We start from the raw sequence: 6,262 nt of genomic DNA, 5'->3' as shown, positions 1-6,262 counted from the left end.
CTCCCGCTCCAGCGTCGACACCGAAATCTCGATTCCCTTGCGTCCCATGATCGCCTCCCTGTCGGTCATGGCTTTATCGTAGAACAACAAATATTTATGTAAAGTTATTTCTGGGACAGAACACTAGCGCTCGTCAAATAAGTGCGAGCCATGCCTGGCCGTCATGGCTGGCATGAGCAGATTTCGATTGTTACGGGATTTTGGCCTGCCTACAGTCCGTTCATGCGGGCGTTCATTCGATCCGCGAACCATTTGTTTTCTCGACCTCTGCTCAAGGCCACCATCATGACCCTTCGTCTTTCCCGCCTTGCCCGGCGCATTTTCGTGGCCGCTGCTTTCGCCGCGCCGATCGCCGGGGCCTCGTTCGCCCATGCCGATGCCCTCGATACCGTGCAGAAAAGCGGCGTCGTCCGGGTCGGCGTGTTCATGGATTACCCGCCGTTCGGCTCTATCGGTCCGGATATGAAGCCGCAGGGGTATGACATCGAGATGGCCGATTACCTGGCGAAAGCGATGAAGGTCAAGGTCGAACTCGTGCCCATCACCGGCGAAAACCGCATGGCGTACATTGCGACGGGCAAAGCCGACGTGCTGCTGAGCGTGGGGCAGACGCCCGAGCGCGACAAGGTGCTGGATTTTTCGCGACCGTATGCGCCGTATTACCTGGCGGTGTTTGGACCCAAGTCATTGCCCGTGAAAAGCGAGAAGGATCTGGCCGGCAAGACGATTTCGGTTGCACGCGGCACGCTGGAAGACCTGAGCGTGACGAAGGTCGCGCCGCCGGATGCGACCATCAAGCGTTTCGATGACCCCAACGGTGCAATCTCGGCGTTTTTGTCGGGCCAGGTACAGTTGATGGTGGTCGGCAACGACGTGGGTGCAACGATCATCGCGCGTAACCCGCCGATCGCGCCGGAACAGAAGTTCCAGCTTTTCAGCTCGCCGGATCATGTGGCGGTGAACAAGGGCGAGACGCGCTTGCTGAAGGAAGTCGATACAGCCGTGTTGAAGGCCAAGAACGACGGCACACTGAACAAGCTGTCGACGAAGTGGCTTAAGGCGCCGTATCCGAGCGATTTGTAAGCCGGCTCAGGGGTACTGACGTAACGGCCTCTTGTAATACTGCCGCCCTTTGGGCGGCAGTTTGCGTTTGGTGATCAGCCGCCGCTTTTACCGTTGAATGTAGCCCTTACCTGCAATCACGCGATCCCCGCCCCACGTGCAGGCGTGCCGGATCGATGGCACCGGACTTGCTCATGGCCTTTGTCTCCATTCGCCTTTTCAACATCCGCAGGGCGATTGCGGACAGCACCGCTGTTAGCCAGACGCATCGCGACATTTGAGTGCGTCGAGCCAACGCCGACCGACTCAGCGAGGAGCTTTCACATCGCCATGCCCCACACGACCGATAGCACGACCTCATCCCCCGACATAGCCAAACCCTCACGACGCCGTTTCCTGCAATCCGCTGCAGCCGCCGCAGCAGTCTCAACCGCTCCCCTGGCGCACGCCCAGCAACAACCGGTAGGCGCCGAAGCGCCCACGCCATCGACTAATCCGAGCGCCGCCGCGCCTCTGATGCCCGTGAAGCTGACAATCAATGGTCATCCTTACGAAATGCAACTCGAAGCGCGCACCACGCTGCTCGACGCGCTGCGCGAATACGCGAGCCTCACGGGAACCAAGAAAGGCTGCGACCGCGGACAATGCGGCGCGTGCACGGTGATCGCAAACGGCCGGCGCATCAACTCCTGCCTGACGCTCGCCGTCATGCACGAAGGCGAATCGATCACGACTGTCGAAGGTCTTGCAACCGCGCAGACGCTGAGCCCCATACAGGCGGCTTTCATCGAACACGATGCCTTTCAGTGCGGTTTCTGTACGCCCGGGCAACTGTGTTCGGCCACGGCCTTGCTTGATGAATTCCGCGCCGGCGATGCCAGTGCCGCCACCGCCGATGTCCGCTTCCGCCCGGCCCACCTCTCCGACGATGAAATCCGCGAACGCATGAGCGGCAATATCTGTCGATGTGGCGCGTATCCAAATATTGTCTCGGCGGTCAGAACCGTCGTTGCGATCAACAAGGCCTAGGAGCGCGACATGGATGCCATTTCCTACGAACGCGCAGCCGATGTCAGCGCGGCAATCAAGGCTGCACAACAGCCGGGCGTTGCGTTTATCGGCGGCGGGACGAATCTGCTGGACCTCATGAAAGGCGGCGTCGCAAGGCCGTCGAAGCTCGTCGATATCACGCATATCGACGGACTCGGCGCCGTGACGCCGCTTCCCGATGGCGGTTTGCGTATCGGCGCGCTGGTTCGCAATAGCGACGCCGCGAACCATGCGTGGATTCGCGAGCGATATCCGCTTTTGTCGCAGGCGTTTCTTGCGGGTGCATCGGCGCAATTGCGCAACATGGCAACCGTCGGCGGCAACCTGATGCAACGCACGCGCTGTTATTACTTCTACGACACCGGTTTCCAGCAGTGCAATAAACGCACGCCAGGCAGCGGTTGCGCAGCCCTGGAAGGCAACAATCGCATTCACGCGATCCTTGGCGCGAGCGATCAGTGCATCGCGACGAACCCCTCCGACATGAACGTGGCGCTCGCCGCGCTCGACGCCGTCGTGCGCGTGAACGGTCCGCAAGGTGAACGTGCGATTCCGTTTGCGGAGTTTCATCGTTTGCCGGGTGATCATCCGGAAGTCGATACCACGCTGAAGCCGGGCGAACTGATCACATCGGTTGACTTGCCGCCACCCTTGTTCGCCGAGCATTCGCATTACCTGAAGGTGCGCGACCGCGCGAGTTATGCGTTCGCGCTCGTCTCGGTCGCGGCCGCCTTGCAGATGGATGGCGACACCGTGAAGACGGCGCGCATCGCGTTGGGCGGCGTCGCGCATAAACCATGGCGGGCGATGACGACGGAGCAGATGCTCGTCGGCAAGACCTTGTCGCACGACACGTTGCAACGCGCCGCCGCGCTCGCCGTGCGCGACGCGAAGGGTTATCGCGAGAACGGCTTCAAGATCGAGCTGGCTCAGCGCGCGATCGTTCGCGCCGTTTCAACCGCTGGAGGTGTCGCATGAGTGTTCTCGGACAACCGCTCGATCGCACCGACGGCCTTCTGAAGGTCACCGGCCAGGCGCGTTATTCCGCCGACAACCCCGAAGCCAAGCTCGCGCATGCAGTGCTGGTAACGAGCACGATTGCGCGTGGACGGGTGCTGTCGATGGACACCGCACGCGTGCAATCCATGCCCGGCGTGCTGCTCGTGATGACGCATGAAACCGCGATGCGCCTGCCCAATGGCGGCAAGCCGGATGCATCGCCGCCGGCCGTACGCCGGTTGACCCTGCTGCAAACCGATGAAGTGCGCTACAGCAACGAGCCCGTTGCGGTCGTAGTGGCCGATACGCTTGAACGTGCAACCGATGGCGCGCGCAAGCTGCAGGCATCGATCAAGTACGCGGCCGCCACGCCCAACGCGGATTATCAACGCGCGAAGGGCTCGGCATACAGGCCGGAAAAAATGATGGGACGGCCGATCGATACACAACGCGGCGACGTTGCCGCCGGCCTGCGCCAGGGTCCGACACGGCTCGACGTGGTCTACACCACGCCGAACGAGCACCACAATCCGATGGAACCGCACGCCACGCTGGCGCGCTGGGACGGCCCCAAGCTCACGCTCTACGATGCAACCCAGGGCGTATCCGGCGCGCGCAGCGCGGTCGCGAAGACACTGGGCATCAGCGAGGACGACGTGCGCGTGATCTGCCCGTTCGTCGGCGGCGGATTCGGCTGCAAGGGATCGGCGTGGTCGCAAGTGGTGATCGCAGGCGCGAAAGCCGGTGTCGACAGGGCCTGCGAACTGGCAAAAGCAAAGGGCGCGAAGCGCGCGTTGCCGCTGCCGGTTTCGGCGCCGTTCCACTCGTCGCTGCTGAAGCCCGCGTCGGATCAGTTGCGCGAATATCTGGCGGGCGTCGAGATCGGCGTGCCGCACATTCCGCTGATCAATAACATCGATGTCGCCATTGTTTCCGAGCCTGCCTACATCAAGGACGCGCTCGTGCGCCAGGCTGCGGGTCCCGTGCGCTGGGTCGAAAGCGTGCAAAAGATTGCACATGAAGGCGTCACGCACGTGATCGAATGTGGCCCGGGCAAGGTGCTGAATGGCTTGACGAAGCGTATTGACGGCACGCTGGTCGGCGCATCCATTTTCGATCCCGCTTCGCTCGACGAAGCGCGCAAGCTGCTCGCCGGCTGAACACGACAAGGAACGGATAAAACATGATTCTGGACAAGCAGATTGTGGTTGTAACGGGCGCATCGCGCGGGATCGGCCGTTCGATCGCGCTCGAACTCGCGCGTCAGGGCGCGACGGTGATTGGCACGGCGACGAGCGAAAGCGGCGCCGATGCAATCTCCGCAGCGCTGAAAGAAGCCGGCGTGCAGGGCCGCGGCGCGGTGCTCAACGTGACTGACGCTGCGGCGAGCGAGGCGTTCATCGATGGCGTGGTGAAGGAATTCGGCGGCCTGAATGTGCTGGTGAACAACGCCGGGATCACGAAAGATCAACTGGCGATGCGCATGAAAGACGAAGAGTTCGATGCCGTTATCGACACGAACCTGCGCGCCGTTTTCCGCCTGTCGCGCGCGGTCCTGCGCCCGATGATGAAAGCGCGCGGCGGACGAATCATCAACATCACGTCGGTGGTGGCGTCGTCGGGCAATCCGGGTCAGGCGAATTACGCCGCCGCGAAGGCCGGCGTGGCAGGCATGACGCGCGCGTTGGCGCGCGAAATCGGCAGCCGCGGGATCACGGTGAACTGCATTGCGCCGGGTTTCATCGATACCGACATGACCAAGGTCTTGCCCGAAGCGCAGCGCACGGCGCTCACAGCACAGATACCACTTGGCCGACTGGGCAGCCCCGAGGATATCGCTCATGCTGTGGCTTTCCTGGCCTCTTCGCACGCAGGCTACATTACGGGAACGACGCTGCATGTGAACGGCGGCATGTACATGTGACAGGCATTTGGTTAATATCCGCGCCTTGGCGGGTGCGCAAAATGCTAATTGAAAGCACGCTGCGCGGGACGCGAAATGCGCTGTGATTAGTAGGTGTCGTCGAAAGTGTGTGACGTGTTTCAGAAGCCCGTCACGCGTGAAGCAAACCTGATTCGTGCGTGGGTTATTACGGGTGCAAACCTGATAAAATGCGCGCACTTGTGTTTTTGAACTACATTTCCCTCGGAGGGCTGCATGGACAATATCGAACAGCGCGTGAAGAAGATCGTCGCCGAACAACTGGGCGTCGCCGAAGCCGAAATCAAGAACGAAGCTTCGTTCGTCAACGATCTGGGCGCTGACTCGCTCGACACCGTCGAACTCGTGATGGCTCTCGAAGACGAATTCGGCATGGAAATTCCGGACGAAGAAGCAGAAAAGATCACGACGGTTCAGCAAGCGATCGATTACGCTCGCGCGAACGTCAAGGCTTAAGCGCCACGCGCAGCCGCTGCTACGATATTCGGGGTTGACGCTCTGTTGCGCTTCGAACCGCGCTTCGAACCGATTTAACAGCCACAGGGCTCACAGGACATTTCCTGTGAATCTTGTGGCTTTTTGCTTTTTGTCATCTATGGATAAGGGGTCACCGTGAGCCGTCGTCGTGTTGTTGTTACAGGCCTTGGGCTGATATCGCCTGTCGGCAATACCGTTGCCGACGGCTGGGCCAATCTGGTCGCCGGCAAGTCAGGCATTGGCGAGATCACGAAGTTCGACGCAACGAACTTCTCCACGCGCTTTGCCGGTGAAGTCAAAGGCTTCAATGTCGAAGACTACATGCCGGCCAAGGAAGCGCGCCACATGGATACCTTTATCCATTACGGCATTGCAGCCGGGGTTCAGGCCATGCAGGACAGCGGGCTTGAGATCACCGATGAAAACTCTGAGCGCGTAGGTGTTGTGGTGGGCTCGGGAATCGGCGGCTTGCCGATGATCGAAGCCACGCAAACAGAGTTGCTGAACCGCGGCCCGCGTCGCGTTTCGCCGTTTTTCGTGCCGGCTTCGATTATCAACATGATCTCCGGGCATCTTTCCATCCGTTTTGGTCTGAAAGGGCCGAATCTCGCGATCGTGACCGCCTGTACCACGGGGTTGCACTGTATCGGGGAAGGCTCGCGCCTGATCGAGTACGGCGACGCCGACGTGATGATCTGCGGCGGCTCCGAGGCGACCGTTTCGCCGCTGGGA

At 60.9% G+C, this 6,262-nt stretch carries 6 protein-coding genes and 1 pseudogene; all 7 read left to right on the top strand.

Translation table 11 applies throughout. The features are described 5' to 3' along the window. Positions 1 to 285 precede the first annotated feature (285 nt). Positions 286 to 1,083 carry a transporter substrate-binding domain-containing protein gene (locus tag ACRXB1_RS27725; RefSeq protein ID WP_174364715.1) on the top strand — a complete coding sequence of 266 codons (798 nt, stop codon included), beginning with the start codon at positions 286 to 288 and terminating at the stop codon, positions 1,081 to 1,083. Between the two features lie 309 nt (positions 1,084 to 1,392). Beyond that, positions 1,393 to 2,091, top strand: a complete 699-nt coding sequence (locus ACRXB1_RS27720; RefSeq protein ID WP_449493845.1) for a 2Fe-2S iron-sulfur cluster-binding protein — start codon at positions 1,393 to 1,395, stop codon at positions 2,089 to 2,091. Between the two features lie 9 nt (positions 2,092 to 2,100). Next, positions 2,101 to 3,090 (top strand): FAD binding domain-containing protein, encoded by a 990-nt coding sequence (locus tag ACRXB1_RS27715; RefSeq protein ID WP_062003307.1) that lies wholly within the window; start codon positions 2,101 to 2,103, stop codon positions 3,088 to 3,090. Further along, positions 3,087 to 3,854 (top strand): annotated as a pseudogene (locus ACRXB1_RS27710) (xanthine dehydrogenase family protein molybdopterin-binding subunit); the annotation flags it as partial. The gene ACRXB1_RS27715 and the pseudogene ACRXB1_RS27710, both read left to right, overlap by 4 nt. A 440-nt stretch (positions 3,855 to 4,294) precedes the next feature. Next, positions 4,295 to 5,035, top strand: a complete 741-nt coding sequence (gene fabG / locus ACRXB1_RS27705) for a 3-oxoacyl-ACP reductase FabG (protein ID WP_449493844.1) — start codon at positions 4,295 to 4,297, stop codon at positions 5,033 to 5,035. A gap of 234 nt (positions 5,036 to 5,269) precedes the next feature. Continuing rightward, positions 5,270 to 5,509, top strand: coding sequence for an acyl carrier protein (gene acpP / locus ACRXB1_RS27700; RefSeq protein ID WP_004197638.1), 240 nt, complete (start codon positions 5,270 to 5,272; stop codon positions 5,507 to 5,509). Positions 5,510 to 5,665: 156 nt separating this feature from the next. Then, positions 5,666 to 6,262, top strand: a 597-nt coding sequence (locus tag ACRXB1_RS27695; protein WP_449493843.1) for a beta-ketoacyl synthase N-terminal-like domain-containing protein, incomplete at its 3' end; no start/stop codon positions are given.

The organism is Caballeronia sp. M23-90, from assembly GCF_053574605.1.
The sequence above is the reverse complement of the archived record's forward strand: the minus strand, read 5'-3'. Positions and strand labels throughout refer to the sequence as shown.